Source organism: Exiguobacterium algae, from assembly GCF_018617875.1.
Lineage (GTDB): Bacteria > Bacillota > Bacilli > Exiguobacteriales > Exiguobacteriaceae > Exiguobacterium > Exiguobacterium algae.
Window position 1 is genome coordinate 208,169 of the sequence record NZ_JACSKZ010000002.1, and the last position, 24,293, is coordinate 232,461.

The following is a 24,293-nucleotide window of genomic DNA, read 5'->3' on the forward strand; positions in this document are numbered from 1 at the left end:
CGTTAACGACCTCCTCTAATGACTGATTTTATTCCCCCAAGTCGACGATTCAATTGTTCCATCATCGCCTCATATTGAAGCTGGTTTCGTGCCAACTCACTCATTTCATAATCTAAATCTACGTTGTTTCCATCACTTCTCATTGCACCGCCTGCCCGATCGACAATTTTTGAAGTCGCCGAATCGCTAGGTCGTCCGCCCTCTAGTTTTAGTCGCATCTCGGTGTGCAATGTCTCTTCAAAGACGGCTTGCTTCGCTTTAAAGTTCGGAGTATCAATATTCGAGAGATTATGACTGATCACTTTTTGATTCAGGACTGCATGATTGACTGCTTGTTTTAATAATTGATAATCGCTGCCGATCCAACTCATGAACCTCACTCACTTTCGATAGATGAATACATGTATATACCTGATTTGGAAATTGTACTATTTCATTGAAACAAATCTGTAACAGAACTGAAAGATATTTTTGTTAAAACAGGTAAATGGTATGACCCGAATTTGTCGAATTTACGACAAATTCTGAAAATGATTACTTTCGCACTAAAAAAAACCGCTTCTTCATAAAAGAAAGCGGTTTTTTAGGAAAAAAGTCCCTAAACGAAGGAGATTCATGGGTAAATACACATAAAATCCTGTCATTTAATTCGATTTTAGTTTTTGTAACTCGAATAAAAAGTTGTCATTTAGTATCTTGATATATGTTCCTTTCATACCGAGTGAACGTGATTCTATTACACCGGCGCTCTCTAGTTTACGAAGCGCGTTGACAATAACAGAGCGCGTAATTCCCACACGGTCGGCAATTTTGGAAGCGACTAACAACCCTTCGTTTCCTCCAAGCTCTTCAAAAATGTGCTCAATGGCTTCAAGTTCCGAATAAGAAAGTGAATTGATTGCCATTTGGACGACTGCTTTTTTACGGGCCGATGTTTCAGCTTCTGCCGCTTTTTCACGAAGAATCTCCATGCCTACGACTGTAGCACTATACTCTGCAAGAACGAGGTCATCTTCAGTGAATTCATTAGTCAAGCGACCGAGTACGAGTGTACCTAAACGCTCTCCTCCACCGATGATTGGGACAATCGTCGTTTTCGAGTTGAGGAACAAGTCATGGTTCTCAACCGGGAAGGCTGTATATTCACTATCGATATCAATGTTCGCCGTCGTTTCTTTCACGTTAAACAAGTTTGAAGCATACGGTTCCGGGAATTGTCGATCGACAAGAAACGCCTTCATCCGCTCATTCTCAATCTGTTGTTTGATAGCAAATCCGAGTAAGCGGCCCCGTCTGCTCACGATAAACGTATTGGACTCGAGCACTTCGCGCATCTTGTCCGCCATTTCTTTGAAGTCAACATGTGCACTGGCTTCCTGTTGAAGCATTGTGTTTAATTGGCGTGTTTTGTCTAGTAAGTTCATAATGTAAATTTCCTCCCTGTATATGCATACAGAATCTTATAAAATATATTGGCTTAGGTCTCGATCATCTGCAATCGAACCTACTTTTTCTTGTACATATGCCGGTGTGATTTGAACATGTGTCTGCGGCATGTCGGCGGCCTCAAAGGATAGATCCTCAAGAACACGCTCCATGATCGTATACAGACGACGTGCTCCGATATCATCCGTTTCCCGGTTCACATGGGTTGCAATCTTGGCAATCTCTTCGATTGCCTCTGCAGTAAATTCAACACTGATCTCTTCTGATTCTAAAAGGGCCGTATACTGCTTGATCAATGCTTGTGACGGCTCCGTCAAAATCTTGACGAAATCCTCTTCGGTCAAACTGTTCAGTTCGACACGGATTGGGAAGCGCCCTTGAAGTTCCGGAATCAAATCGGAAGGCTTCGCCATGTGGAAGGCGCCTGCCGCCATAAAGAGGACGTGGTCGGTCTTGACCGGGCCATATTTTGTGACCACAGTAGAACCTTCGACAATCGGTAAGATATCCCGTTGGACACCTTCACGAGAAACACCGGCGTGGTCCTGCGATTTCGTTGCGATTTTATCAATCTCATCCACAAAGATGATCCCCATCTGCTCACTGCGCCGGACTGCCTCGTCATGCACCTCGTTCATATCGAGAAGGTTCTCTGCCTCTTCTGCGATGAGTAGGGGTCTCGCTTCACGTACAGTGAGTTTACGGTTTTTACGTTTCTTCGGAACGATTTGTCCGAGCATATCTTGAAGGTTAGACAGCCCCTCCATCCCTTGACCTTGGAATAGATCAACCGTCTGCTTTTCTTCAAGTTCTACTTCAATCGTGCGTTCTTCCAGTTCGCCAAGTTCTAACAGACGGCGGAGTTGGTTCCGATCTGTTGTATCAGAAGATGAGGTTTGCTCCGACTGTTGCTGTTGTCCACCGAACAACGCTTCAAACGGGTTCGAAGCATTCGGTGTCACTTTGGCCTTTCCTTGCAACGCATCTAAAATTCGCTCCGTGGCAGCCGCTTCAGCCGGTTCTTTTACGTCTTCTTTCTTTTCTTCCTTCACGAGGCGAACAGACGCCTCCACAAGGTCACGAACCATCGATTCCACGTCACGCCCCACATATCCGACTTCGGTGAACTTGGTCGCTTCTACTTTAACAAAAGGAGCTCCGACCAGTTTCGCCAAACGCCGCGCGATTTCTGTTTTCCCGACACCGGTCGGTCCGATCATCAAGATATTCTTCGGCGTGACCTCGTCTCGTAGATCTGCCGTCAGCTTTTGGCGCCGATAACGATTTCGTAACGCAATCGCCACGGCCCGTTTAGCATCCTTTTGACCGATGACGAACCGGTCAAGCTCTGACACGATTTGTCTAGGTGTCAATTCTCGTTTCATTCAGAATCGCCTCCGATCGTTTCGACAATGACTTGGTCGTTTGTATACACGCAAAGCTCACCGGCAATCTCTAACGCGGCTCGTGCGATTTCTTCTGCTGTCTTCTCAGAAGAATGACGAACGAGAGCCCTTCCGGCTGCGAGGGCGTAATTCCCGCCAGACCCGATGGCAAGAATTCCATCATCCGGCTCAATCACTTCCCCGTTTCCGGAGACGAGCAGAAGATGATCTGCATCCATGACAATCAACAAGGCCTCAAGCTGACGGAGCATCTTGTCCCCCCGCCATTCTTTCGCCAACTCTACCGCTGCGCGCGGTAAATTGCCATTGTACATTTCGAGCTTTGATTCAAACTTCTCAAACAACGTGAACGCATCGGCCACGCTTCCAGCAAAGCCGGCTACGACTTTTCCGCCATACAGACGTCTTACTTTTTTTGCTTTGTTCTTCATGATGACCGCATTGCCAAATGTGACTTGTCCGTCTCCGCTCATCGCCCCTTGTCCGTTATGACGAACGGCGAAAATCGTTGTTGCATGGAACATATCGTAACCTCCTACTTTCTTGGATGTGTCGCTTGATAAATTGACCGTAATCTCTCAGTGGATACGTGGGTATAGCGTCCGGTCGTAGACAATGACTCGTGTCCAAGTAATTCTTGGACTGCACGCAAGTCGGCCCCGCGTTCCAGTAGGTCTGTTGCGAAACTATGTCGTAATGAGTGGGGGGTCAATGGTTTGTGAAGCCCGCTCTGTTTTCGCAAACGTTTCAAAATGTACCGTATTTGGTCCGTTGTCACTCGATTCCCTTTTTGACTTAAAAATAATGCGTTTTCTGATGGTTGTACGATTTCACGACGAATGTTCCGGTACCGTTCAATGGCCTCAATAGCATATTTCCCGACCGGAACGTACCGTTCTTTCTTCCCTTTTCCGACGACATGGACAAACCCAAGTGTTGCATCGAAAGAGGATTCATCCATCCCACACAACTCAGCGACCCGTACACCGGTGCCGTATAACACCTCGATGATGGCGACATCTCTAGCCTGTAAGAAGGAATCGTCTTGATCTTCTGCTGCCATCAAAAGTTGTTCCACTTCTGTTGGAACGGCAAACGTCGGTAACGTCTTTCGCCGCTTCGGTGCCGTCAATTCATGAAACAACGGCTCTCCTCCATGCTCTCTCGCCAAATACTTCCCGAACTGTTTCAGGCAAGAGACTTTCTGTGAAACGGTCGTCGTCGCGACATCCTTTTCATAAAGGACATATAAATAACGCCGCGCCGATTGCACATCGTAAGGATCTTGATGTGTCGATTGGCAATATGCGGCGTAATGGGTGAGCGTCTGCTCGTAAGAACGTTTCGTATGAGGAGAAAGTCGTCGTTCTATCTGACAAAAGCGCAGAAATGCTTGTTGATCCTCTAAGAATCCCATACTTTTGCCTCCTCATCTTCCGTCCAAAAACGCATGTTCTCGTCAAATCGAAATTAGCATAGCATACAGACAGTATGGTGACAATAGATTGTTCTTCAATAATCTGAAAATTTTCAAAGTGTTGTACAAATTACACAATTGAAACTTAACTTCAAAACAAAAGAGCCAAAATCGGCTCTTTTGTTTAAAGATCTTTAAATTGTTGGATTGTCTCAAGCGCACGGTTTGCATAGCGCTCATAACGTTCCTGTTTTTTCATTTTTTTCGGGGCATCTTCGAGAGACGGTACGAGACCAAAGTTTGCATTCATCGGTTGGAAGTGTTTCCCGTCAGTTGTTGTAATATAATGGGCCATCGAACCGAGCATCGTCTCACGTGGCAAGACGACGAGTTCTTCACCTGCAATCATTTTCGCCGCATTAATTCCAGCTAGCAGTCCGGATGCAGCAGATTCAACGTATCCTTCCACGCCAGTCATTTGCCCTGCGAAGAACAGGGTATCACGTGTGCGCGCCTGATAAGTTGGTTTCAACAAGCTCGGTGAGTTGATGAATGTATTACGGTGCATGACGCCGTACCGAACGATCTCGGCATTTTCAAGTCCAGGGATGAGACGAATAATTCGTTTTTGCTCGCCCCATTTCAAGTGCGTTTGGAAACCGACTAAGTTGTAGAGTGTTCCAGCCGAATTATCCTGCCGGAGCTGGACAACGGCATATGGACGTTTCCCAGTCTTCGGATCTTCAAGACCGACCGGTTTCATCGGTCCGAATAAAAGGGTTTTCTTCCCACGCTCCGCCATGACTTCAAACGGCATGCAGCCTTCGAAGTAGATTTCTTTCTCGAATTCTTTAAGCGGCACGACTTCTGCGTTAATGAGTTCTTCGTAGAAGACGTTGAATTCTTCTTCGGTCATCGGACAGTTCAAGTAAGCCGCTTCCCCTTTATCGTAGCGAGACTTCAAATACACTTTGTCACGGTCAATTGTCTCGCCGTCAAGGATCGGGGCTGCCGCGTCATAGAAGTAGAGGTAGTCCTCTCCTGTGAAGGCTTTGAGAGATGCCGAGAGTTCAGGTGACGTCAATGGGCCGGTTGCGACAATGACAATCCCTTCAGGAATCTCTGTAATCTCTTCATTGTGAACAGTGACGTTCGGATGGTTTTTTAACGTCTCCGTTACATAACCAGCGAAATCGTGGCGATCAACTGCCAACGCTCCGCCTGCAGGTACACTTGCATTGTCAGCCGCTTTCAAAATGAGCGAATCCAATGTACGCATTTCTTCTTTCAGGACACCGACCGCATTTTGAAGTCCGTTCGCTCGTAATGAGTTCGAACAAACCAGTTCTGCGAATTGGTCCGTGTGGTGCGCCGGCGTTTTCCGAACCGGTCTCATTTCATATAAGTCGACTTGAATGCCACGCTTTGCGAGTTGCCAAGCCGCCTCAGAACCGGCAAGGCCGGCTCCGATGACAGTTACACGTTGTTGCAACATTACTCCTCCTCTTGCTGATGTACCTCAGTGTGGGTACAGTTCGTACATTGATATTTCACGCCGTCTTTAATCTTCTTCTCGACCATCAGACTATTACATACCGGACACGGTTTCGAGACCGGTTTGTCCCAAGAGACAAACTCGCAATCCGGATAGTTCGAACAGCCATAGAAGAGACGACCTTTTTTACTGCGTCGTTCGACGATTTGCCCGTCCTCACATTCAGGACACGGTACGCCGATCTCGACCTGGACAGGCTTCGTATTCGTACAGTTCGGGAAATTCGAGCATGCCATGAACTTCCCATAGCGTCCCATTTTAATGACCATCGGAGACCCGCAGACCTCACAATCGATTCCGGCAGGTTCATCCTTCACTTCAATCTTCTCAATCTCTTCTTCGGCACGCTTCAACCGTTTCTCGAACGAGCGATAGATCGGTGCGACAACTTCTGTCCAAGTCACTTCCTCATTTTCAATCGAATCGAGAAGCGTTTCCATGTCCGCTGTGAATTGGACGGTAATGAAGTCGTTGAAGTATTCGTCAATCATCTCGATTACAAGCTCACCCAGTTCGGTTGGGACGAATTTTTTCTCTTCCAAGACGACATAGCCGCGACGTTGAATCGTATCGAGTGTTGGTGCGTAAGTCGACGGCCGGCCAATCCCGAGTTCTTCCATCGCACGTACTAATCGTGCTTCGGTATAGCGCGGTGGCGGTTGCGTGAAGTGTTGCTTCGGTTCGATTGTTTCGAACGTCACTTCATCTTCAACTTCAAGCGCTGGTAGCAAGCCTTCCTTTTCCTGGTTCGCATCTTCGATATCGTCATCTTTCGATTCGATGTACACTTTCATGAAACCAGGGAATTTAACGGTCGATCCGTTCGCACGGAAAATCATACCGTTTGACTCGACATCAATTTTCACAGTGTCTAAAATAGCTGGAGCCATTTGACTCGCGACCAACCGCTCCCAAATCAGTTTGTACAAACGGAGCTGGTCCCGGGACAAGTAGGCTTTAAGTGATGCCGGGTCACGTAGCGCCGAGGTCGGACGGATTGCTTCGTGCGCGTCCTGTGCGTTCGCCGCTTTTTTCTCTTTTTGCTTTTGGGACGAAACGTATTCTTCACCGAATGTTGATTCGATGTAGTCTTTCGCTTCTGCCTTCGCCAAGTCCGAGATTCGAGTCGAGTCGGTACGCATGTATGTGATCAGACCGACTGTCCCTTCTTTCTTACCGAGGTCAATCCCTTCGTAAAGTTGCTGTGCGAGCATCATCGTCTTCTTCGCTCGGAAATTCAACTTACGGGCAGCCTCCTGTTGGAGTGAGCTCGTAGTAAATGGAAGGGATGCATTGCGTTTCCGTTCTTTCTTCGTCACATCGATGACTTTGAACGTTTCACCGATGGCATCAAGCACGGCTTGAGCATCCTGCTCTGATTTCAATTCCATCTTCTTACCATCTTTACCGTAGAAAGAAGTCTCGAACGTTTCCCCATCATGATTTAAGTTAAGTTTGATTGTCCAATATTCTTCCGGGTCGAACGCATTGATTTCGCGTTCACGGTCGATGATCATTTTTACAGCTACAGACTGAACACGTCCTGCCGACAAACCTTTTTTAACTTTCTTCCATAATAAAGGACTCATTCCATAACCAACTAGACGGTCCAAAATCCGTCGTGCTTGTTGGGCATCTACTAAATCATGATTGATTTTACGTGGATGCTTAAACGACTCTTTGATTGCGTCTTTCGTAATTTCGTTGAAGACGACACGACACTCCGTCGTTTCATCTACCCCTAGCGCCCGAGCCAAATGCCAGGCAATGGCTTCCCCTTCTCTGTCGGGGTCGGCCGCGAGAAAGATTTTTGTCGCTTTTTTTGCGGCCGTCTTCAATTCTTTCAACACAGGTCCTTTACCACGAATCGTGATATATTTCGGTTCAAAATCGTGTTCCACGTCGACACCGAGCTGACTTTTCGGTAAATCGATGACGTGCCCCATCGAGGCTTTGACCATATAATTCGGACCTAAATAACGTTTAATCGTTTTTGCTTTCGCAGGTGATTCGACGATCACCAAATATTTTGCCATACATCTGCTCCCCTTTTAGAGGTCATTTAAATCCCTACCATAATATTCATGTTCTCCTATGTTTGTCAACGTGCAATCCAAAGATCACGAATAATTTGATCGGAATTCGTCAATGGAATCGCTCCTTCTTCAATCAATCGATTCGGTCCTTCCGCGAGAGGATCGAGCGGGCTGCCCGGGACTGCAAACACGGTTTTCCCTTGCTCGAGGGCATGCCCGACCGTATTCATCGTTCCGCTCTTCTGCCTTGCTTGAACGACGACAAGGACGTCTCCCAATCCACTGACCAATCGATTTCTTTCTAAAAACTGAAATTTTTTAACAGTTGTCCCAGGTGCGTATTCAGTGAGCAAAATCCCTTGTTTTGGGATTTTCTGAAACAATTCCCGATTTGCCGCCGGATACAGATGATTAAATCCTGAACCTAGTACGGCAACCGTCGGGCGTTCACTTGAGACAGCCGCCTCATGAATGAGACCATCGATTCCGAGCGCCCCGCCCGAAACAGAAACAGTTTCTTCTATTAAAGAATGATAATGTCGTACTAATGAACGACTAATCCGATTCAATTCACGACTTCCGACCAATGCGGTCGTTCTCTCTTGTAGTACCTCTAAATCCCCTTTGTAAAACAGACAGTACGGTGGATTTGGAATGTCCAGTAAACGTTTCGGGAACCGATCATCTTCCCACGTCACAAAATCCTTATACGTGTGTGGCTGCCGCGACGCCTTTTCAGCACGACGTATGACTTCTGGAGGAAACTCGTTCATGTGTCGGTCCACCGTCCCGGACAAATAATGATGAATAAATTCTACAGGCAGTCGTTCTGCTGCAAACCGAGCAATTGTTTGATTCATCACAATCTCCCTTTCAAAAAAGTGAGGGATGCACGCATCCCTCACAATCGTTTGTCTTACGTCGTAGGCTGGCCTGTGACACAAGCCTCGTAAAGACCTTCATTTTTCAATACACGAATCAATGTTTCACCGATGACCGCTGGTGTTTCCGCGACTTCGATTCCATTCGCGTTCAACGTTTTGATTTTTTCAGCCGCAGTCCCTTTACCACCTGAAATGATGGCACCGGCATGCCCCATTCGTTTACCTTCAGGTGCAGTTTGACCGCCGATGAAGCCGATGACAGGTTTCTTCATGTTTGCTTTCACCCATTCAGCCGCTTCTTCTTCCGCTGTTCCACCGATCTCACCAATCATGATGACAGCTTTCGTGTCTTCATCTTCATTGAACGCTTTGAGCGTATCGATGAAGTTCGTACCGTTGACCGGGTCTCCCCCGATTCCAACAGCAGTCGATTGACCGATGCCTGCTGTCGTCAACTGATGAACGGCCTCATACGTGAGCGTCCCCGAACGAGAGACGATCCCGACGTGACCCTTCGTATGAATATAACCCGGCATGATTCCAAGCTTCGCTTCACCCGGTGTGATGATTCCTGGGCAGTTTGGCCCAATCAAACGAGCTGGTTTATCTTCGAGATAGCGTTTCACTTGAATCATATCCACAACCGGAATGCCTTCTGTGATACAGATAATGAGTTCAATCCCACTATCTGCAGCTTCCATGATTGAATCCGCTGCGAATGCTGGCGGCACATAGATAATCGAGGCGTTGGCACCTGTCGCTTCTACCGCTTCTGAGACCGTGTTGAATACCGGTACGTTATCGAGAACTGTCGTGCCACCTTTACCAGGAGTTACGCCACCGACTAGTTTCGTGTTATATGCTAGCATCTGCTCACCATGGAACAGACCTTGTTTTCCTGTGATCCCTTGAATGATCACTTTCGTGTCTTTATTCGCCCAAATACTCATGTCGTTTCCCCCTTATCGAACGAGTGATGCGATTTTTTCTGCCCCGTCAGCCATCGAGCTGGCTGTCGTGATCGCAAGTCCAGATTCATCGAGAATGCGTTTCCCGGCGTCGACGTTCGTTCCTTCTAAACGAACGACGAGTGGCAAGTCAAGACCGATTTCTTTCGTTGCCGCGACAATGCCTTCAGCGATGATGTCACACTTCATGATACCCCCGAAGATGTTGACAAAGATCCCTTTGACTTGGTCATCCGACAAAATCAACTTGAATGCTTCTGTAACTTTTTCTTTCGTCGCACCGCCACCTACATCGAGGAAGTTAGCGGGTTCAGCGCCGTAATGTTTGATAATATCCATTGTCGCCATCGCAAGACCAGCACCATTTACAAGGCAACCGATGTTTCCATCGAGTGCGATGTAGCTGAGGTCGTGTTTTGAGGCTTCTACTTCACGCGGATCTTCTTCCGTCGTATCACGTAGTGCAAGGATGTCCGAATGACGATAGAGCGCATTGCTGTCGAAGTTTAACTTCGCATCAAGTGCGATGACATTGCCATCTTTCGTCGTAACGAGCGGGTTGATTTCCGCAATCGTACAATCTGTCTCGATGTATACTTTATAAAGCTTCATCACCATGTCGCTAAACTTGTTGACAAGCTTCGTCGGAACTTCCATCTTGAAAGCAAGACGACGGGCCTGGAATGGACGCAAGCCCACAACCGGGTCGACAACTTCCTTATGAATCTTCTCCGGTGTATGTTCAGCGACTTCTTCGATGTCCATACCACCTTCAGATGAACCCATGATGACAATTCGGCCGATCGAACGGTCAAGCACAAGTCCTAAGTAAAATTCTTGGTCAATGGCAGATCCTTCTTCGATATAAAGACGTTGCACGACTTTTCCTTCCGGACCAGTCTGATGTGTCACAAGCGTTTTACCGAGAATCTCTGAAGCGTATTGCTTCACTTCTTCGTCTGTCTTAGCAAGTTTGACACCGCCGGCTTTCCCGCGGCCACCTGCATGAATTTGTGCTTTAACTACTTTCACTTCGCCTTCAAGCTTCGCAGCAGCTGCCACAGCTTCCTCGACGGTGAATGCCGGATAGCCAGTCGGTACGGCCACCCCAAATTCTCTTAACAATTCTTTCGCCTGATACTCATGGATATTCATATGTTTTCCCCCTTAGTCCCCTTTAATATCGGCACGTCTATTGTAACGAAAAACTGAAAGCGCTGTCTATTGTTCTTGCTTTAAGTTTTCATCTTTTTTTCACATCTACCCCTGGACATCTTGAATCTTATCTTGTTCCATCTTATACAGAAACACAAAAAGTTCCGCAATTACTTGATACAATTCTTCCGGAATTTGGTCTTCGATATCCAGGGAAGACAGTAACGCCAATAGCGCCGGGTCTTCGTGAACCGGCACACCATTCTCATGTGCAAGGGCAAGCATGCGTTCTGCGACAAGTCCTGCCCCTTTGGCGACTACATGAGGAGACTCCATCGATTGCTCATACGAAAGCGCGATGGCCCGTTTCTTATCGTTCATACTTGAAAATCCACCTTTCCGAGAGGGGCAAATACTTCCGGCACACGCTCTCGTTTTTCTTCATATGAAAAAGAGGACAATTCGTAGTCGAGCCGATTTATCCCGGCTTTTAGCAACGGTTCATATGCACGGACATAGGAGGACAAATCATGCTGTTCATTATACACTTTGACGGAAACATAGCGTTTTTGTATGAGTAAATCAACCCCGGTCTCGCCAAAGCGCGGTGTCTCCAAAAACAGGACGATTCGCGCGTGGTCTGCATCAATCGCCTCCCGTTTCGGTGCCTCGATTCGAAATTGAACGTGTTCAAACGGACCAACTTGCGGTATGTGAAATGCTTGTGCAACGTACGGTGGGGACTGTGCCGCATTGAACGCTTCTTGTGCTCGGACGAATTGCTCGAACTTCAGATCCCCTTTCGCCTTGAACAGTTCACCGACGAGCGCCTTCACGTCGCTCCCCGCCCCGCTCTCAAGTGCCTTCTTCCCAGCTGCTTGGAGAGAGTCCGGAGTCTGTTGTGGTTCCCGCATCAATCGTGCGAGCTGTTCGCCCAGAATTTGTAGGGGCGACCTCATTTGAAGACTGGTATCGGTCGACTGAGGGACAACCTTTAAAACGAGCTTAGGCTCGACCTCGGTCACGACCATTTTGTACGTGACGTTCTCTTTCACGTTCGCATTGACCCCGACACGAAACAACCCTTGTGGCAATTGCATGACGGCTTCGTTCCCTGGCAACAACTGTAATACTTTTCCGACAACCGTATTGCCGAGCAACAATTGACGAGGGGTCTGTTCCGTCACTTTAAACGGCAATACCCCCTGATGATCGACCCGCATCTCCCCACTCCTTTACATATGTTTGATAGGTGCGAACGAACGTCGGTGAATCGGGGTGACACCGAATTGTTCGAGTCCTTTTAGGTGGGTATCCGTTCCATACCCCGCATTCCGTTCAAAACCATAACCCGGATAAAGTTCGGCATACTCTTCCATCATCCTGTCTCGAACGACTTTTGCGACGACACTTGCCGCTGCAATCGACACACTTTTCGCATCCCCTTTGATCAGGGACAATTGGCGAACGTCCAAGTCGAGTTTCATCGCATCGATGAGAAGCGCCTCTACATCACCAAGTTGTCGAACCGCTTCTCCCATGGCGAGTTTTGTCGCTTCATAGATGTTAATGTCATCAATGACTCCAGCCTCCACAATCCCGACTCCGACTGTAGCCTGCTCCATGATTAAGTCATATGCGGCTTCTCTCGCCGCTTTCGTCATCTTTTTTGAATCGTTCAGACCGGCGGCATAAAAACCCTCCGGCAAAATCACAGCAGCAGCGACGACCGGACCAGCGAGCGGTCCGCGGCCAACCTCGTCGACTCCTGCCACGAGTCCGTGTCCCTCCGCTTTCATCTCACGCTCGTAGTGCATACGACGCTCAAAGTCTTCCCGTAGCTCCTGCTCCCGTTTGAATTGCCGTTCTTTCTGACGGATCAGTGCCTGAACGCCCGCCCGCGGGTCCTGCCCGAACTCCATTAAAATGTCATTCCACTCTTCATATCGGACTTGCTGCAATCGTTGTTTAATCTGTTGAATCGTCACGGTGCCCCTCCTATTCAAAAAAGCCCTGTTTCCACAGGGCTTACGCCATTTCATGATCTTCTGGCGTCTCGAGAGAGATGCGCCCGATTTTTTCATGACGTAGTTCATTCAATAATAATTCACTCGCTTTTTCGAAATCAACGTACCCACCACTGATGAGTCCACGTTTCTTTCCAATCAACTCGAGCAGCTCCACCCCGTCCTCCGGAAGGTCGTCCAATTTAAAACGAGCCTTCAATTGTTCCGGATAACGAGCGCTTAATTCACGTGCCGTATAAAGCGCGATATCATCCAAGTTCAAAATTTCATCTTTGATGGCGCCTGTCGCGGCGAGACGATATCCGACGATCTGATCTTCGAACTTCGGCCACAGGATCCCAGGCGTGTCGAGCAGTTCCATCTCGCCGCCTTTCATCTTGATCCACTGTTGACGCTTCGTCACACCGGGGCGGTCCCCTGTGATGGCGATGTTACGGCCTGCCAAACGGTTGATCAGCGTGGATTTCCCGACGTTGGGGATCCCGATGATGAGGGCACGGATTGGGCCAGGGTTACGTCCCTTTTCACGCATGCGATCATGTTTTTCTTTCATCAACTTTTGAGCGCCTGTAATGAGCTGTTTCAAGCCTTTGCTATGCTTCGCATCAACTGCTACGACTTCGACCTCTTCTCGCTTTAGGGCACGTAACCACGCGTCCGTCACGACGGGATCGGCCATGTCCGCTTTGTTGAGGACGATGAGTCGCGGCTTCCCTGCCGTGATCTCATCAACCATCGGGTTACGGCTCGATTGCGGGACACGTGCGTCCACGAGCTCGATCACGACATCGATCAATTTTAATTTTTCAGTAACTTGTCTTCTTGCTTTGGCCATGTGGCCAGGAAACCATTGAATTGCCAAAAAAGCACCACCTTAATCTTCTACCGTACCGAAATCATCGAGCGGCCAGAATATAAAATTCGTTTTGCCGACAATCTTTTCTTTTCCGACAAATCCGATTTCTCGACTGTCTTTCGAGTTTTGACGATTATCGCCCATGACAAAATAAGAATCTTCAGGGACGACTGACTCGCCTGTCACTTGTTCGAGAGTGAAGTTTTCTGTGAGCGGGAATCCGTTCATTTGAGCACGAAACTCCTCCAAATAAGGTTCTTCGACAGCTTCACCATTAATATAGAGCATATCGTCACGATATTCGAGCGTATCACCAGGAATGGCAATGACACGTTTAATATAGTCCTTAGATTCTGTCGCATGGAAGACGACAATATCGCCGCGTTCCAATTCTCCCACGTAGTTTGAAATTTTGCTGACAATCATTCGATCCGCATTATGGAGCGTCGGCATCATCGATTCACCCTCGACGATCACAGGAACAAAAATAAATGTTCGAATCACAAAGGCAATCACGAGTGCAACGACGATTGCTTTCAACCAGCTGAACACTTCTTTCAACTTCACTCACTCCTCTATCCATTTGAACTTATTGTACTAGAAAAAAAGAAGCTTGTCGCAAGCGACAAGCTCAGTCCCCATCTTAACGACGGATTTCTTTAATACGTGCTGCTTTACCGCGAAGGTTACGGAGGTAGTAAAGTTTCGCACGGCGAACTTTACCGTAGCGTACAACTTCGATTTGTGCAACGCGTGGTGAGTGAAGCGGGAATGCACGCTCAACACCTACACCGTAAGATACTTTACGGACTGTAAATGTTTCGCTGATGCCGCCACCTTTACGCTTGATGACAACGCCTTCGAAGATCTGGATACGCTCACGCGTTCCCTCTACAACTTTAACGTGGACACGTACTGTGTCACCAGGACGGAAAGCAGGTACGTCCGATTTGAATTGTTCTTCTGTGATTTCACGGAACAGTTTTTGTGTGTTCATGAATCATATCTCCTTTTTCTTCAATGTTCATATCTTCATATGCCCAGGCATCCAACAGCGGAACATCGGTAATCGATGGGTTTAACCCACATGCTCAAACATAGCACATATTCTTCAATCGCGCAACGATTCAAGGAACTTTTTATCCGAATCACGCAACTCGATCCGGTCAAGAAGCTCCGGCCGTCGTCGGTACGTCCGTTCGAGTGATTGCTCGCGCCGCCACGTCTCAATCTTGGCATGATTCCCAGAAAGAAGGACATCCGGTACTTTCAACCCACGAAAATCTGCCGGGCGCGTATAATGCGGATATTCCAAGAGACCGGTCGAGAACGAATCGTCTTCATGACTCGCCTGATCGCCGAGTACATCCGGAAGCAGTCTCACGGTCGCATCGATCATCACCATCGTCGCGAGCTCTCCGCCCGTCAGGACGAAGTCACCAATCGATACCTCATCGGTCGCCAGTTCATCATGGATGCGCTGGTCAAACCCTTCATAATGCCCGCACAGAAAGATCAGATGCTCTTCACGTGCCCATTCTTCCGCCATCTGTTGATTGAACGGCTTCCCGGTAGGAGTTGTGAGGATGACTCGAGGCTTTTTCGCCTCAAGGGAGTCAAACGCATCAAAAATCGGCTGTGGTGTGAGCAGCATGCCCGCTCCGCCGCCGTATGGATAATCATCGACTTTATGATGCTTGTTCGTTGAGAAGTTCCGAAAGTTGATGAACGTCATATCCACCTGTCCGAGCGCTTTCGCCCGGCCAACGATGGAATGGTCCAACGCCGAAAACATTTCAGGGAACAGCGTCAGGACATCAATCTTCATCGTCAATCATTCCAGGAATCGGTGTGATGACGACCCGTTTGGCGTCTACATCGATTTCTTTTACGACCGATTCAATATATGGAATGAGTGCGTCCGATTTTCCTGGTCGCTTAATGACCCAAACATCGTTTGCCCCTGTTTCAAATATGTCATCGACGATACCGATCGTCTCACCATCGACAATCGCCTCACACCCGATGATTTCGTGATAATAATATTCGTTCTCCGGGAGTTCATGTACATCCTCTGCGTGAACGTATAGTTTCAATCCTTTATACTTCTCCACGAGGTTAATGTTTTCGAGCCCTTTGAACGTCACGAGATGGAATTGCTTGTGCGGACGATATGTCGTCACTTCAAGCTCTTTCTTGTCCCCATCGACATCCAGGTACAGAACCGCTCCTTTTTTAAACCGTTCCTCGGGAAAATCAGTTGCGGCGAGGATTTTGAGTTCTCCTTTTAAGCCGTGTGTATTGGCGATTTTACCAACGTATAACCACTCCATCTTATCCCTCCTCAAAAAAATGGGCCGACCTCAGAAAAGGTCGGCCTCATGATTACTTCGCGTTTTTCGCGTTGTGGAATTTCTCCATGATCCCTGCTTTAGAGAACAAGTTACGTACTGTGTCAGAAGGCTTCGCGCCGTCTGCCAACCATTTGAGCGCGAGTTCTTCATCAATGCGAACTTCTGCTTCTGGTTTTGCAACCGGGTTGTAGTGACCGACTTGCTCGATGAAACGACCATCACGTGGTGAACGTGAGTCTGCTACAACGATCCGGTAGAAAGGTGATTTTTTTGCGCCCATGCGCTTAAGACGAATTTTAACTGCCATGGTAATATACCTCCATCATGTGTTTAAGAATTGACAACTTTAATAGTATACAGCTTTTTTGTCCGACTGACAAAAGTTTTTGTTAGAAGAATGGAAGACCTAGGCCTTTTTTCTTCCCTTTCATTTGTCCTGACATTTGCTTCATCAGCTTCTTCATGTCATCGAACTGTTTGATGAGACGGTTCACTTCTTGAATTGAGCGACCGCTCCCTTTTGCGATTCGCTTTCGGCGACTCGCGTTGAGCACTTCTGGATTCGCGCGCTCGTGTTTGGTCATCGAACGAATGATTGCCTCTACGTGATCGAGTTGTTTTTCGTCGATTTGGACGTTTTTCAACCCTTTCATCTTACCTGCACCAGGTAGCATCGAGAGCAATTCATCGATTGGGCCCATGTTTTTCACTTGACCCAACTGCTCGATAAAATCATCGAATGTGAACGATGCGTCACGAATTTTGCTTTCAAGCTCTTTCGCGGCATCTTGGTCCATCTGTGTCTCGGCTTTTTCAATGAGCGAGAGCACGTCCCCCATTCCAAGAATCCGAGACGCCATGCGCTCAGGGTGGAACGGTTCGAGGGCATCCAACTTTTCACCGAGACCGACGAACTTAATCGGCGCTCCCGTGACTGCCTTGATTGAAAGGGCTGCCCCACCACGTGTATCTCCATCGAGTTTTGTTAACACGACCCCGGTGATTCCGAGTTTCTCATTGAAGCTGTCGGCCACATTGACCGCATCTTGACCCGTCATCGAATCGACGACGAGGAAGATTTCATTTGGTTTGGCGATCGTCTTCACATTTTCAAGCTCACCCATGAGTGTCTCGTCAATATGGAGGCGACCCGCCGTATCGATCAACACGAAATCGTGATGATTTGTTTTTGCGTACTCAAGTGCTTTCGTGACAATCTCTTCCGGCTTCACTTGGTCTCCAAGTGAGAATACCGGCAAATCGAGTTGTTTTCCAAGCGTCTCGAGCTGCTTGATTGCCGCCGGACGATAAATATCCGCCGCGACGAGAAGTGGACTGCGGTTATGCTTTTTACGAATCAAGTTCGCTAGCTTCCCGGTCGTCGTCGTCTTACCGGCACCTTGTAACCCGACCATCATGACGACTGTCGGAGGTTTCGGACTAAAAGTGATCGGGACGACATCGCTTCCCATCAGGTTCGACAATTCTTCATGAACGATTTTGACGACTTGTTGTCCAGGTGTCAGTGATTTCATGACGTCCTGTCCAACCGCGCGTTCTTTCACATCGTTGACAAATTGTTTAACAACCTTAAAGTTGACGTCGGCTTCTAAGAGGGCGAGGCGCACCTCACGCATCATCTCTTTGACATCTGCCTCAGAGATTTTCCCTTTGCCGCGCATTTTCGCCAGCGACGATTGCAACCGTTCTGATAATCCTTCAAATGCCATGCTTCAGCCCCCTACTCTAAATTCTCAAGCGCAGAAATCGTGGCACTCACATCATCCGTGAGCTCGACTTGACGTTTGAGGGTCTGAAGAAGTTGCTGCCGCTCTTCGAATTTTTCGAATAGACCGAGCTTTTCTTCGTACTGTTCAAGCATCGTTTCCGTACGCTTTATGTTATCGTAGACCGCTTGACGGCTGACTTCAAACTCTTCCGCAATCTCTCCGAGCGAGTAGTCATCTAGGTAATAAAGAGACATATAGTTGCGCTGTTTCGGTGTGAGGAGCGCTTGATAAAAATCGATGAGATAGTTCATTCGATTCGTTTTTTCGAGCGTCAAACCTTTCACCTCCACATGTTAAGTGAAATCCCTTTACAACTACCAATAGTACAGCCGTGCCTATAACTTGTCAAGTTTTTTTCTTAACAGTAAAAGTTAGGCGAGGTCTTCGTTTGACTCTTCTTTTTCGGAATCATCCGATTGCTCTTTTTCTTCGAAGATGTCCCCGAAGAGGCCGTAGACGAACTGCTCCGGATCGAACACTTGCAGGTCATCCATCTTCTCCCCGAGTCCAACAAATTTCACAGGGATATCGAGTTCATTTCGAATCGCGAGGACGATCCCGCCTTTGGCCGTACCATCGAGTTTCGTCAAGACGATTCCGCTCACATTTGTCGCTTCTTTGAACGCCTTCGCTTGGATCATCGCATTTTGTCCCGTGGTCGCATCTAACGCGAGTAGCACTTCATGCGGTCCATTCGGTACTTCCCGTTCGATCACCCGTTTTACTTTTTCGAGTTCTTTCATTAAATTGACTTTGTTTTGGAGTCGACCGGCCGTATCACAGATGAGTACATCCATGTTACGCGATTTCGCAGATTGGACGGCGTCATATACGACGGCTGCCGGGTCGGAGCCTTCCGTTTGTCGAATCACAGGGACGCCGACACGTTCTCCCCATACTTGAAGCTGTTCAATCGCACCGGCACGGAACGTATCACCGGCGGCCAACATGACAGAACGTCCTTCTGACTTCAATTGATGCGCCAGCTTGCCGATCGTTGTTGTCTTCCCGACACCATTGACCCCGACAAACAAGATGACAGTGAGCCCGTCCTGCATGTTGAGTTCACGGTCTGACTCGTCTTCTTGCAGACGGTTCGCCACCACTTCGACAAGCGCATCCCGTACCGCAACAGGGTCTTTCAAATTACGGCGTTTCACTTCTTCTTTCAAATCCTCGACGAGGTCCATCGTCGTCGTCACCCCGACGTCGGCCTGAATGAGTAGATCTTCTAATTCATCAAAGAAGTCTTCATCGACCTCCCGGAAACGATAGACGAGATCGTTGACGGCACTTGCAAATCCGTCACGCGTTTTCGTCAGTCCATCCGTAAACTTTTGAGACACTTCCTGTGTCGATGTCGATAACTTCTCTTTTAATTTCTTAAAAAAACTCAACGTGATTCCTCCATCTCTTCTTCATCTATGACACGTTTTGCTTCAGATAGTTCAACCGAAAGCACTTCGGAGACTCCGTTCTGTTGCATCGTCACGCCATATAATGTATCCGCCGCTTCCATCGTCCCTTTACGGTGGGTGATGATGACGAACTGCGTATCGATTGAGAGCGTACGAATGTATTCCCCAAATCGATGGACGTTCGCCTCATCGAGCGCCGCCTCAACCTCATCGAGCACACAAAATGGTACCGGCCGTGTTTTCAAAATCGCGAACAACAAGGCGATGGCAGTTAATGCACGCTCTCCACCGGACAATAAACTGAGCGTTTGTAATTTCTTCCCTGGTGGTTTTGCCACAATGTCGATCCCTGTGTTGAGCAGGTCGGTCTCATCCACAAGCTTCAAGTCAGCTTCGCCACCTCCGAACAATTCGGTGAACGTCTGCTTGAAGTGCATGCGGACGGTCGTATATGTCTCCTTGAACAAACGCGTCACTTCCTGGTCCATCTCATTAATGACCTCATAAAGATCCTGTTTGGCATTGACCAGGTCATCCCGTTGCTCGGACAAGAACGTGAACCGTTCGTTGACGACCTCGAACTCTTCGATGGCGTTCATGTTGACCGGACCGATTTCGTCAATTTGGCGAACGAGCAATTTAAACTCTTCTTTCGCTTCTTCTAACGGAATCTCAAGCTCAGGCAACAATTCATACACAAGACCGTTCTCTTCAAGCGCATCCATCTTCCACTGTCGCTTCAACTCCAACTCTTTCGTTTCTGCTTCAGCTTTGCGCACAATCCCTTCCGCCTGGCGACGAGCCTCAGTCGCCTGATCGACACGTTGACGCATAATCCGGTACGCTTCTTCTTCCGTCCGAAGCGCTCCCGTTTGTTGTTCAAGTTGCGTCCGGAGCGTCTCGAGCGCCTCTACAGCGACGACATGTTTCCGTTCAAGCTCTTCAGAGGAAACGACATCCCCACTCTCAAGACGTTCAAGTTCATGCCGGATTTGGGCAAGTCGTTCTTGTTGGCGGTCTCGCTCAGACACCAAGCGGTCCACCTCATGCTGGACGCGTTCTTGTTCGAGTGTATGACGCTGGACATCCAACTCATTTTGCCGCATCGCCGTTTGAATCTGCTCCGTCGTCTCGGCGCCTTTCGCCTGTTCTTCACGAAGTGATTCGAGTTGCTCACGGATTTTAGACTGTAGTTCGTCTGTTTCTTGTAATGAGACCGTGATCCGCTCCAGTTCTGCAGTCGCCGCTTCAATCGTCTTTTCATATCGGTTCATTTCGTGATCATACAGCTCGAGCTGCGATTTGGCATCCTGCGTAGCACGCTCCATCGTTCGATACGACGCCTCGGCTGCGCGAAGCGCTTCCTCGACGGAACGTTTCTCGATACGTAGAGATTTCAACTCTTGATTCACACGTGTCAGTTCTTCCGAATATTCATTGACGCGTAAGCGTTGTTCGTGGAGCATGGCCATTCCTTGCGTGAGCCCTTGCTTCAAGTCATCCAATTCCCGTGACTGGGTAAACAGCGCGACACCTTGTTTACGGCTACCCCCCGTCATCGAACCACCGACGTTGACGATATCGCCTTCGAGGGTGACGATACGGAAACGATAGCCCGTCGTTTGGGCAATCCGGTTCGCCACTTCTAACGTTTCGGCAACGATGACCGCACCGAGTAACGAGCGTTTCAATTTTTCAAAACGTTCATCTGTATCGACCAAATCTGAGGCAACGCCGACAAACCCACGCATCGACTCGAGACGATGAATGACTTCCGATGGCACGTATCGTTCTTTCACCGTCGTCATTGGGACAAACGTCGCACGTCCTGCGTTGGCTTTACGCAATTGATCGATTTCGCGACGACCGACCGCTTCATCTTCTACGACGATATGTTGTTGCGTCTGCCCGAGTGCGGTTTCAATGGCCGCCTCGTAAGATGGACGGACACGAATCAATTCGGCAACCGCACCAAGTACACCAGGCGAACGGTCTTTCAAAACGAATTTAACGGCATGGAAATACCCTTCGTACGACTGCTTCATCCGCTCAAGCATCTCAATCCGGTCTTCCGTCTTCTGACGACGACGATCGAGATCGTGGTATGACTTCTCAGCCCGGTCCAGTTTGTCGCGGGTCGTCGATTCCTGCTCTACCAGCTCAGATTCACGTTCATTCAGACGCGTCCACTCGGATTGGACCTCCTCGAATTTTCGGCGTTCTGTTTCAAGTGACGCCACTTGAGACGTCCGTTCTTCCAAGCGGTGTTTGTTTTCATGGAGAAGTCGCTCTCTAGCCTCTTCAGCCAATTCGATATCACGACGCTCGCGTTTTTGTTGGTTGCTGAGCGTCGCACGTGCCGTCGCGAGCTCGAACGCCTCACTTTGCAGTTGTTCGATTTCTGTGGCAAAGTCCCGCGTTGCGTCAGACAATTTTGCTTCAAGTCCTGCCCGTGTCGACTCGACAGCTTGCAGTGCTCTTGTTTTGTCTGCCAATTCCTGTTCGACGACGGCTAAGCGTCCTTCGAGTTGCGTGACTTCCTGTTCAATCTCATCACGCTGGCGCTCGAGGCGGCCCTTCATTTCAGCGCCGTGCTCTTCACGCGCTTTCGCCAGATTGATGTCACCGACCAATCGTTCGACAGCCGTTGTTTGCTCCCGTTCTTCCGATTGAAGCGAGGTCAATTGTTCGCGCATCGTCGCTAAAGACGTCTCGAGTGCTGTCCGCTTTTCCAGTAACTCACTTAAACTTGCATCTTGCTGCTCAAGATTCGAATCAGCCTGGAGACGACGTTCTGTCGCCTGACCGATTTCGGTATGGAGAAGTTTGATTTCAGCACCGAGGATCCCGGTCTCCAATTCATCATGTCTGGCTTTTGCGACCTGGTACTCCCTCGCGAGTGCTGCCTGTTCGCGTAACGGTTCGACCCGGTCAGCGAGCTCGAACAGAATATCGTCCACCCGAGACAAATTCAACTCTGTATCCTGGAGCTTTCGTTCAGCTTGTTTTTTCCGTTGACGATATTTTAATACGCCTGCCGCTTCTTCGATGACGGCACGACGGTCTTCCGGTTTCCCCGAGATGACTTGTTCGACACGGCCTTGACCGATGATCGCAAACGCATCCCGCGATAAGCCGGTATCCATGAAGAGCTCAATCACATCTTTCAATCGGCATGGTTTTTTATTCAAAAAATAATCGCTGTCCCCACTACGGGTTACACGACGCGTCACACTCACTTCTTCGTATGGAAGACGTAAATGTTCATCACGGTTATCAAGAACCAACGTCACTTCCGCGACGTTCCGGTGATTCTCCCCTTCACTACCCGCAAAGATGACATCTTCCATTTTCGCTCCACGGAGCGATTTGGCCGACTGTTCCCCGAGTACCCAGCGAACAGCGTCCGATATATTTGATTTCCCACTTCCGTTCGGTCCCACCACCGCAGTGACGCCGGGACGAAAATCTAATTCAATCCGCTTGGCAAATGATTTAAAGCCAGCGAGTTCGATTCGTTTTAAGTGCATCGTGACCATCCTATCCGCAGTAAGCATTCATCAGTTTATTTTACCACAGTTACCAGTTCGTCAAAATGCCCGAATCATGCTATTCTTAAAAGAACTGTAGAAAGGGGTATACAGATGACAAACGAACAAATGATCGAAGCCATCCTTGATAAAATGAACATCATCAATCGCGGCGCAATCAAGGCGGAAGAATATAATCAAGCCGATGCAACAGCCGTAAAAGAAATTTACGATTACGTGATGGGGAGAGCCTCACTTTCCCTTTCAGAAGTCGACGGCATCGTTGAAGAACTCGGACAATTGACATAAAAAGAAGTGGGTCCCGAAATTACTCGGCACCCACTTCTTTTTATAGTTTTTTATAGATCCGCATAGCTACGATTAAAGGCGATGAGCGCTTCTTTCGCTGCAAGCTGTTCGGCTTCTTTTTTCGAACGGCCGACCCCTTCCCCGACGATCCCGTCAGAGAGACGGGCGTGCGCGACGAATTCACGACTATGCGCCGGTCCTTTTTCCTCAATGATTTCATACGAGACCGGACCGAGACCTTCACGTTGTACACTTTCTTGGAGCTGACTTTTATAATCGGTCTGTTCTTCAAACACACCGGCTAAGACTTTCGGAAAAACCGCTTCGGCGAGGAATCGTTCCACTGATTCAATCCCTTGGTCCAAGTAGAGAGCACCGATATAAGATTCGAATACGTCGGCCAGAAGTGCCGGACGTTTTCTTCCACCAGTCAACTCTTCTCCTTTTCCAAGTAAGATAAATTCAGAGAAAGCATAAGCTTCCGCAAAATTGACGAGAGACGGCTCACATACGATCGCCGCTCGTAATTTAGTTAATTCCCCCTCGGAGCGCTCCGGATAAGTCTCATATAAAAAGCGGGACACGGTCAACTCAAGTACAGCATCTCCTAGAAACTCTAATCGTTCGTTGTCTTTTCGCAAACCGCGCTGTTCGTTGACATAGGAAGAGTGGGTAAAGGCTTGCATGAGCAAGTCTTGATTTGTAAAGTGAACGCCCAGTCGATCTTCGAGTGACTTGAACAGCTCGATGATCCGTGCCCGTTCGATCTCTTGTCGCCGGCGACGCTGCGCCGAGCTTTGACGGTCGAACCGCCGTTTGTCTTTTGTCATAATTCCCTCCGTGAATAAGCACAAGCCCACCGCCCGTGAACGAGCGGTGGGAAGGCTTGATTACAATTTTGTTTCGATGTAGGCAACGACGTCGCCAACAGTCGCGAGTTTTTCAGCATCTTCGTCTTCGATTGTGATGTCGAATTTGTCTTCGAGGTCCATGACCATTTCCATCACTTCGAGCGAGTCCGCACCGAGGTCATCTTTGAATGATTTCTCAGGTGTCACTTCTGAAACATCTTTTCCAAGCTTTTCTGCCACTGCTTCTTGCACATCTACTAAAATTTGTTCTTTTGTCATGATAAAATCCCT

The 24,293-nt window shown here is 48.4% G+C and carries 26 protein-coding genes; 1 reads left to right on the forward strand and 25 read right to left on the reverse strand.

Annotated features, from left to right (window positions below; translation table 11 throughout):
- Positions 1 to 2: 2 nt before the first annotated feature.
- The 23 genes from flgB to smc all read right to left on the reverse strand — a co-directional run bounded on the left by flgB (position 3) and on the right by smc (position 22,842).
- Entirely contained in the window at positions 3 to 371 is a 369-nt protein-coding gene (flgB, locus tag KNP03_RS06265; RefSeq protein WP_214826873.1) for a flagellar basal body rod protein FlgB, read from the reverse strand.
- Between the two features lie 273 nt (positions 372 to 644).
- On the reverse strand, positions 645 to 1,424 hold the full coding sequence (codY, locus tag KNP03_RS06270; protein WP_214826875.1) for a GTP-sensing pleiotropic transcriptional regulator CodY: 780 nt from the start codon (positions 1,422 to 1,424) through the stop codon (positions 645 to 647).
- 36 nt (positions 1,425 to 1,460) lie between these two features.
- Positions 1,461 to 2,831: an ATP-dependent protease ATPase subunit HslU gene (gene hslU / locus KNP03_RS06275; protein WP_214826879.1), complete on the reverse strand. Its 1,371-nt coding sequence runs from the start codon at positions 2,829 to 2,831 to the stop codon at positions 1,461 to 1,463.
- Positions 2,828 to 3,376 carry an ATP-dependent protease subunit HslV gene (gene hslV, locus KNP03_RS06280; RefSeq protein WP_214826882.1) on the reverse strand — a complete coding sequence of 183 codons (549 nt, stop codon included), beginning with the start codon at positions 3,374 to 3,376 and terminating at the stop codon, positions 2,828 to 2,830. The genes hslU and hslV overlap by 4 nt, the downstream gene beginning before the upstream one ends.
- An 11-nt stretch (positions 3,377 to 3,387) precedes the next feature.
- A complete protein-coding gene (xerA, locus tag KNP03_RS06285; RefSeq protein WP_214826885.1) occupies positions 3,388 to 4,269 on the reverse strand; it encodes a site-specific tyrosine recombinase/integron integrase in 882 nt (293 codons plus the stop codon).
- A 184-nt stretch (positions 4,270 to 4,453) separates the two neighbouring features.
- Positions 4,454 to 5,764: an FADH(2)-oxidizing methylenetetrahydrofolate--tRNA-(uracil(54)-C(5))-methyltransferase TrmFO gene (gene trmFO / locus KNP03_RS06290; RefSeq protein ID WP_214826888.1), complete on the reverse strand. Its 1,311-nt coding sequence runs from the start codon at positions 5,762 to 5,764 to the stop codon at positions 4,454 to 4,456.
- On the reverse strand, positions 5,764 to 7,860 hold the full coding sequence (gene topA, locus KNP03_RS06295; protein WP_214826891.1) for a type I DNA topoisomerase: 2,097 nt from the start codon (positions 7,858 to 7,860) through the stop codon (positions 5,764 to 5,766). The genes trmFO and topA overlap by 1 nt, the downstream gene beginning before the upstream one ends.
- A 65-nt stretch (positions 7,861 to 7,925) precedes the next feature.
- A complete protein-coding gene (gene dprA, locus KNP03_RS06300) occupies positions 7,926 to 8,720 on the reverse strand; it encodes a DNA-processing protein DprA (RefSeq protein ID WP_214826895.1) in 795 nt (264 codons plus the stop codon).
- Positions 8,721 to 8,776: 56 nt separating this feature from the next.
- A complete protein-coding gene (gene sucD, locus KNP03_RS06305) occupies positions 8,777 to 9,694 on the reverse strand; it encodes a succinate--CoA ligase subunit alpha (protein WP_214826909.1) in 918 nt (305 codons plus the stop codon).
- Positions 9,695 to 9,706: 12 nt separating this feature from the next.
- Positions 9,707 to 10,867: an ADP-forming succinate--CoA ligase subunit beta gene (gene sucC / locus KNP03_RS06310; RefSeq protein ID WP_214826911.1), complete on the reverse strand. Its 1,161-nt coding sequence runs from the start codon at positions 10,865 to 10,867 to the stop codon at positions 9,707 to 9,709.
- 105 nt (positions 10,868 to 10,972) lie between these two features.
- Positions 10,973 to 11,248, reverse strand: coding sequence for an EscU/YscU/HrcU family type III secretion system export apparatus switch protein (locus KNP03_RS06315; RefSeq protein ID WP_214826913.1), 276 nt, complete (start codon positions 11,246 to 11,248; stop codon positions 10,973 to 10,975).
- Positions 11,245 to 12,090, reverse strand: a complete 846-nt coding sequence (locus KNP03_RS06320; RefSeq protein ID WP_214826914.1) for a hypothetical protein — start codon at positions 12,088 to 12,090, stop codon at positions 11,245 to 11,247. The genes KNP03_RS06315 and KNP03_RS06320 overlap by 4 nt, the downstream gene beginning before the upstream one ends.
- Before the next feature lie 12 nt (positions 12,091 to 12,102).
- Positions 12,103 to 12,909 (reverse strand): ribonuclease HII, encoded by an 807-nt coding sequence (locus KNP03_RS06325; RefSeq protein WP_214826917.1) that lies wholly within the window; start codon positions 12,907 to 12,909, stop codon positions 12,103 to 12,105.
- On the reverse strand, positions 12,896 to 13,756 hold the full coding sequence (ylqF, locus tag KNP03_RS06330; RefSeq protein ID WP_214826919.1) for a ribosome biogenesis GTPase YlqF: 861 nt from the start codon (positions 13,754 to 13,756) through the stop codon (positions 12,896 to 12,898). The genes KNP03_RS06325 and ylqF overlap by 14 nt, the downstream gene beginning before the upstream one ends.
- A 12-nt stretch (positions 13,757 to 13,768) precedes the next feature.
- Positions 13,769 to 14,311 carry a signal peptidase I gene (gene lepB / locus KNP03_RS06335; RefSeq protein ID WP_214826922.1) on the reverse strand — a complete coding sequence of 181 codons (543 nt, stop codon included), beginning with the start codon at positions 14,309 to 14,311 and terminating at the stop codon, positions 13,769 to 13,771.
- Positions 14,312 to 14,393: 82 nt separating this feature from the next.
- Positions 14,394 to 14,747, reverse strand: a complete 354-nt coding sequence (gene rplS / locus KNP03_RS06340; protein ID WP_214826925.1) for a 50S ribosomal protein L19 — start codon at positions 14,745 to 14,747, stop codon at positions 14,394 to 14,396.
- 114 nt (positions 14,748 to 14,861) lie between these two features.
- Positions 14,862 to 15,578, reverse strand: a complete 717-nt coding sequence (trmD, locus tag KNP03_RS06345) for a tRNA (guanosine(37)-N1)-methyltransferase TrmD (protein ID WP_214826933.1) — start codon at positions 15,576 to 15,578, stop codon at positions 14,862 to 14,864.
- A complete protein-coding gene (gene rimM, locus KNP03_RS06350; RefSeq protein WP_214826937.1) occupies positions 15,568 to 16,083 on the reverse strand; it encodes a ribosome maturation factor RimM in 516 nt (171 codons plus the stop codon). The genes trmD and rimM overlap by 11 nt, the downstream gene beginning before the upstream one ends.
- Positions 16,084 to 16,135: 52 nt before the next feature.
- Positions 16,136 to 16,411: a 30S ribosomal protein S16 gene (rpsP, locus tag KNP03_RS06355; protein WP_114165525.1), complete on the reverse strand. Its 276-nt coding sequence runs from the start codon at positions 16,409 to 16,411 to the stop codon at positions 16,136 to 16,138.
- Positions 16,412 to 16,493: 82 nt separating this feature from the next.
- Positions 16,494 to 17,834 carry a signal recognition particle protein gene (gene ffh / locus KNP03_RS06360; protein ID WP_214826940.1) on the reverse strand — a complete coding sequence of 447 codons (1,341 nt, stop codon included), beginning with the start codon at positions 17,832 to 17,834 and terminating at the stop codon, positions 16,494 to 16,496.
- An 11-nt stretch (positions 17,835 to 17,845) separates the two neighbouring features.
- On the reverse strand, positions 17,846 to 18,145 hold the full coding sequence (locus KNP03_RS06365; RefSeq protein WP_240544525.1) for a putative DNA-binding protein: 300 nt from the start codon (positions 18,143 to 18,145) through the stop codon (positions 17,846 to 17,848).
- A gap of 120 nt (positions 18,146 to 18,265) precedes the next feature.
- Positions 18,266 to 19,291 carry a signal recognition particle-docking protein FtsY gene (gene ftsY / locus KNP03_RS06370; protein ID WP_214826952.1) on the reverse strand — a complete coding sequence of 342 codons (1,026 nt, stop codon included), beginning with the start codon at positions 19,289 to 19,291 and terminating at the stop codon, positions 18,266 to 18,268.
- Positions 19,288 to 22,842, reverse strand: coding sequence for a chromosome segregation protein SMC (gene smc / locus KNP03_RS06375; RefSeq protein WP_214826955.1), 3,555 nt, complete (start codon positions 22,840 to 22,842; stop codon positions 19,288 to 19,290). Before smc ends, ftsY begins: the two co-directional genes overlap by 4 nt.
- 114 nt (positions 22,843 to 22,956) lie before the next feature.
- Between smc and KNP03_RS06380 the strand changes: the two genes are divergently transcribed.
- Complete coding sequence (locus KNP03_RS06380; RefSeq protein ID WP_214826958.1) at positions 22,957 to 23,151, forward strand: DUF1128 family protein; 195 nt, start codon at positions 22,957 to 22,959, stop codon at positions 23,149 to 23,151.
- A 50-nt stretch (positions 23,152 to 23,201) separates the two neighbouring features.
- On the opposite strand, the gene rnc is transcribed toward KNP03_RS06380, so the two are convergent.
- The gene (gene rnc, locus KNP03_RS06385) at positions 23,202 to 23,981 is read right to left on the reverse strand and encodes a ribonuclease III (protein WP_240544492.1); all 780 of its coding nucleotides are present in this window, start codon (positions 23,979 to 23,981) and stop codon (positions 23,202 to 23,204) included.
- Between the two features lie 60 nt (positions 23,982 to 24,041).
- Positions 24,042 to 24,281, reverse strand: a complete 240-nt coding sequence (gene acpP, locus KNP03_RS06390) for an acyl carrier protein (RefSeq protein WP_214826960.1) — start codon at positions 24,279 to 24,281, stop codon at positions 24,042 to 24,044.
- Positions 24,282 to 24,293: the final 12 nt, after the last annotated feature.

Bases quoted from the DNA above. Each gene is read 5' to 3' on its own strand.
- flgB (WP_214826873.1), bottom strand. From the start codon at position 371: ATGAGTTGGATCGGCAGCGATTATCAATTATTAAAACAAGCAGTCAAT.
- codY (WP_214826875.1), bottom strand. From the start codon at position 1,424: ATGAACTTACTAGACAAAACACGCCAATTAAACACAATGCTTCAACAG.
- hslU (WP_214826879.1), bottom strand. From the start codon at position 2,831: ATGAAACGAGAATTGACACCTAGACAAATCGTGTCAGAGCTTGACCGG.
- hslV (WP_214826882.1), bottom strand. From the start codon at position 3,376: ATGTTCCATGCAACAACGATTTTCGCCGTTCGTCATAACGGACAAGGG.
- xerA (WP_214826885.1), bottom strand. From the start codon at position 4,269: ATGGGATTCTTAGAGGATCAACAAGCATTTCTGCGCTTTTGTCAGATA.
- trmFO (WP_214826888.1), bottom strand. From the start codon at position 5,764: ATGTTGCAACAACGTGTAACTGTCATCGGAGCCGGCCTTGCCGGTTCT.
- topA (WP_214826891.1), bottom strand. From the start codon at position 7,860: ATGGCAAAATATTTGGTGATCGTCGAATCACCTGCGAAAGCAAAAACG.
- dprA (WP_214826895.1), bottom strand. From the start codon at position 8,720: ATGAATCAAACAATTGCTCGGTTTGCAGCAGAACGACTGCCTGTAGAA.
- sucD (WP_214826909.1), bottom strand. From the start codon at position 9,694: ATGAGTATTTGGGCGAATAAAGACACGAAAGTGATCATTCAAGGGATC.
- sucC (WP_214826911.1), bottom strand. From the start codon at position 10,867: ATGAATATCCATGAGTATCAGGCGAAAGAATTGTTAAGAGAATTTGGG.
- KNP03_RS06315 (WP_214826913.1), bottom strand. From the start codon at position 11,248: ATGAACGATAAGAAACGGGCCATCGCGCTTTCGTATGAGCAATCGATG.
- KNP03_RS06320 (WP_214826914.1), bottom strand. From the start codon at position 12,090: ATGCGGGTCGATCATCAGGGGGTATTGCCGTTTAAAGTGACGGAACAG.
- KNP03_RS06325 (WP_214826917.1), bottom strand. From the start codon at position 12,909: ATGAAATGGCGTAAGCCCTGTGGAAACAGGGCTTTTTTGAATAGGAGG.
- rplS (WP_214826925.1), bottom strand. From the start codon at position 14,747: ATGAACACACAAAAACTGTTCCGTGAAATCACAGAAGAACAATTCAAA.
- trmD (WP_214826933.1), bottom strand. From the start codon at position 15,578: ATGAAGATTGATGTCCTGACGCTGTTCCCTGAAATGTTTTCGGCGTTG.
- rimM (WP_214826937.1), bottom strand. From the start codon at position 16,083: ATGGAGTGGTTATACGTTGGTAAAATCGCCAATACACACGGCTTAAAA.
- rpsP (WP_114165525.1), bottom strand. From the start codon at position 16,411: ATGGCAGTTAAAATTCGTCTTAAGCGCATGGGCGCAAAAAAATCACCT.
- ffh (WP_214826940.1), bottom strand. From the start codon at position 17,834: ATGGCATTTGAAGGATTATCAGAACGGTTGCAATCGTCGCTGGCGAAA.
- KNP03_RS06365 (WP_240544525.1), bottom strand. From the start codon at position 18,145: ATGAACTATCTCATCGATTTTTATCAAGCGCTCCTCACACCGAAACAG.
- smc (WP_214826955.1), bottom strand. From the start codon at position 22,842: ATGCACTTAAAACGAATCGAACTCGCTGGCTTTAAATCATTTGCCAAG.
- KNP03_RS06380 (WP_214826958.1), top strand. From the start codon at position 22,957: ATGACAAACGAACAAATGATCGAAGCCATCCTTGATAAAATGAACATC.
- rnc (WP_240544492.1), bottom strand. From the start codon at position 23,981: ATGACAAAAGACAAACGGCGGTTCGACCGTCAAAGCTCGGCGCAGCGT.
- acpP (WP_214826960.1), bottom strand. From the start codon at position 24,281: ATGACAAAAGAACAAATTTTAGTAGATGTGCAAGAAGCAGTGGCAGAA.